General features: G+C 65.5%; 2 protein-coding genes and 1 pseudogene. All 3 read right to left on the bottom strand.

The annotated features are described in order from the left end of the window. Positions 1-96 precede the first annotated feature (96 nt). On the bottom strand, positions 97-2,259 hold the full coding sequence (locus SY1_RS06300; protein ID WP_015556534.1) for a methyl-accepting chemotaxis protein: 2,163 nt from the start codon (positions 2,257-2,259) through the stop codon (positions 97-99). A gap of 92 nt (positions 2,260-2,351) precedes the next feature. Further along, entirely contained in the window at positions 2,352-2,918 is a 567-nt protein-coding gene (locus tag SY1_RS06295; protein ID WP_015556533.1) for an NUDIX hydrolase, read from the bottom strand. 98 nt (positions 2,919-3,016) lie between these two features. Further along, positions 3,017-3,228, bottom strand: a pseudogene (locus SY1_RS06290) (hypothetical protein); the annotation flags it as partial.

Genomic DNA, 3,228 nt, shown 5'->3' with positions numbered 1-3,228 from the left:
TATTAAAACGGGAGAGGTCCTCCGGCTTTCTTCGCCAGAGGACCTCTCCCGTTTTTTCCCAAAAGTTCGTCTACGCTCGCTGCGTGCAGCGGGCCTCTAGCCGTGCAGGGCCTTGCGGCTGCGGCGCCCCCTGTCCTCCGAGTCCGCCACCTTGAAGACGGAGATGGCGTCCTTCACGTGCTGCACCAGATCGGCTTGAGCGTCCGACTCCTTCGTGGTGCTGGTGGACACGGCCGTCGTCTCGTCCATGGCCTCCGCGATCTTCTCGAGGTGCTCCAGGATCTCGGAGCTGGACTTCGTCACGTTGTCGATGCCCGCCGCGATCTCCTTGCTGGAGGCCGCCTGCTCCTCGGCCACCGCCGCGATGTTCTGGATTCGGTCGTTGGCCTTGTCGATCTGCTCCATCGCCTCGGACAGGGAGTCCTTTGCCGACGTCCCCTTCTCCATCGTCTGGCTCAGCAGCGTCGCCGTCTCGTCGCTGGCAGACTTCGTCTCCCTTGCGCTGCCCTGCAGCGTCTCGATGAGGGCCCGAACGTTCCCCGCCGCGCGGTTCGACTCCTCCGCCAGCTTCCGCACGGACTCCGCCACCACCGCAAAGCCGCGCCCCGCTTCGCCGGCGCGTGCCGCCTCGATGGCCGCGTTCAGCGCCAGGAGGTTCGTCTGGTCCGCGATGGAGGTGATGACGCCCACGAACTCGCTGATCTTGTCCACGGAATCCACCAGGTCCTGGAGCTTCTGTCCGCTCTCCTGGGTCTTCTTCTGCAGCTCGCCCATGTCCTTGATGGTGCCCTGCACCGTATCGACCGCCTTGTTCGTCACCGTCGTCATGTTGGAGATGAACTCCGCGCAGTCCGTCGCCGCCTGAGCGGAGGTCATGGACGCGGCGGACATCTCCTCCGTCCCCGCGTTGCTCTCCTGAAGCGAGGAGGAGTTATTCTCCATCAGGGCGACCGCCTTCTGCACGGCGTCCTTCACCCTGGTCGCGGAGTCCAGGCTCCTCTTGCAGTTGTCCAGGATGTCGACGGACTTCGCCGCAGCCTGGTCCGCCGTGGTCAGGACCTCGCTTACGGCCGTGCGCTGGGCCGCGATCATCTTCATGAGGGCCTCGCCCAGCGCGCCCAGCTCGTCGCGGCCGTCGTAGGGGAAGTCCTCCCGCTTCAGCGTGAGGTCGCCGCCCTCGGCCCGCGCGGTGAGGTCCACCACGATCCCGAGGGGCTTCGAGATGCCGCGGGCGATCGCCCAGGCGATGAACGCGCCGAGGACGATGGACAGGACCACCAGGGACAGGAGCAGCGTCAGGGCGCTGCTGAGGGCGCTGTAGCTCCCCATCATGAGCTCGTTGACCCTCCGGTCGGTCAGGCTGTAGATGCTCAGGGCACAGTCCTTGATCCCGCTGGCGTTCTTCAGGCAGTCCTCCATGGCGGACCGGGCTTCGCGGTACGCCTTCAGGATGCTCTCCATGTCCCCTCTGGTGGAGCGCACCAGGCCATCGTTCGAGGCCGTAAGGTCCTTCAGCCAGTCCTCGGAGGCGGAGCTTCGGAAGGCTTCGTAGTCCGCGGCCCACTTGTCGAAGTCCGTCGCCGCGCCCTCCAGAAGCGCCACATCCCGCTTGTACAGGGCATAGACGTACTGCCTGCGGAAGAGCGTCAACTTGTACCGCAGGTCCTCCGCAGTCCCCACCTCGTTCGTCTCGCTGCGGACGACGCCCGCCGCGTCGTAGGCCGTCGTCTCCGACTTCGGAGCGGAGAGCTTCTCGATGATCGTGCCTATGACCGCCGTCGTCTTTTCAAGGTCGTCCGTGAGGGAGGCCATGGCCGCCTGCTGCGAGCGCAGCGTCGTCTCGTAGGCGGCCACGCTTCTGCCGAACGCATCGATGTAGCCCTCCAGCTCGGGAAGCGTCCTGACCTGCACCGAAGTTGACGTTCCTCCCCTCAGCACCTGCATCCTCGGCTCCGACGCCACCAGATCGTTGACCTTCCTGGGATGGGCCCTCAGGGCGTCCAGGGAGCTCTTCAGTGCATCGAGGTCCTCCTTGGACTCCGAAAGGCGCAGCGCGCTCAGGTTGTTCGTCACGATCTTCAACGCGTCGTCCAGGTCGCTGATCAGGGTCGAAAGGTCCGTGAGCTTGTTCAGGTAGCGCATCTCCTCCTGCACGTGCGAGATGCTGCTCCAGCTGAAGATCGCGGCCACCGCGAACATGGAGAGCACCAGCCCGAACCCCAAAGCAAGCTTTGCAGATATCCTCAAGTTCTTCAACATTCCATAACGCTCCTTACATCAAGATATTCGCCCGGCTTCGGGCCGCCGAAGCCCGATGCCGGACGCCGTACCGCAGGGCCCCCACGCCGCAGTCACCGGACCCTGGGCGGTATTCCCTCCCTCGCCATGAGCCAGGCCAGCGCGGCGAACGTCTTGGAGTCCCTGAAGGCGCCGTCCGCCATCATTCCTGGGACCTCCCCGTAGGGGACCTCGACAGCGCTCACGTTCTCGTCCTCGTCCTGGGGCAGTCGCGAGTTCTGGAGGTCGTCGGCCAGAAACAGCGTGAGGTACTCCGTGCAGAAGCCCGGCGACGAGAAGAACCCGCCCACCTCCTGGAGCCTTCCGGGCTTCACTCCCAGCTCCTCCTGCAGCTCGCGCTCAGCGGCCACACGAGGGTCCTCCCCCGGTTCGATCAGCCCGGCGCACACCTCAAGCGTCTCCTCCCCGACCGCATAGCGGTACTGACGCGCCAGCAACACGCTGTCCCGCCCCGTCAGCGCGAGGATACCTACAGCCGACCGATGCTCCACCACCTCGCGCTCCGCCGTGCGGCCGCTCGGCATCGTCACCTCATCGACCCTCAGGTTCAGGATCCTGCCCTCGTAAATGCGCCGTCCGGACGCACGCCGCTCCTGGCCCTCCCATGAGCTCTGCGCCATTCCCGCGCCTCCCCTGCTAAAAATCTGTGCTTCAGCTTATTATACATTATGTAGAAGCCGTAGTTCGGGCTCTCCTGAGAAAAAGCTCCCGAAAAAGATCACAGGACGTCCCCCGGCGCGAGCCTCAGCCCGCGGGCCCAGTCCGTGGCCGGGACCCTGCGCTTGCCCTCCGCCTGCACCTCCTCCAGGCGCAGCGCGCCGGAGGCACAGGCCACGACGAGAGCACCGTCCTGGAGGGCCAGCACGGTTCCCGGCCCTTCGCTCCCTCCATCCGCCAGGGTGACGCGCCAGACCTTGAGGCGCTTTCCGC

The sequence above is a fragment of the Fretibacterium fastidiosum genome (assembly GCF_000210715.1).
Lineage (GTDB): Bacteria > Synergistota > Synergistia > Synergistales > Aminobacteriaceae > Fretibacterium > Fretibacterium fastidiosum.
This window is presented reverse-complemented; position numbering and strand designations above follow the sequence as displayed.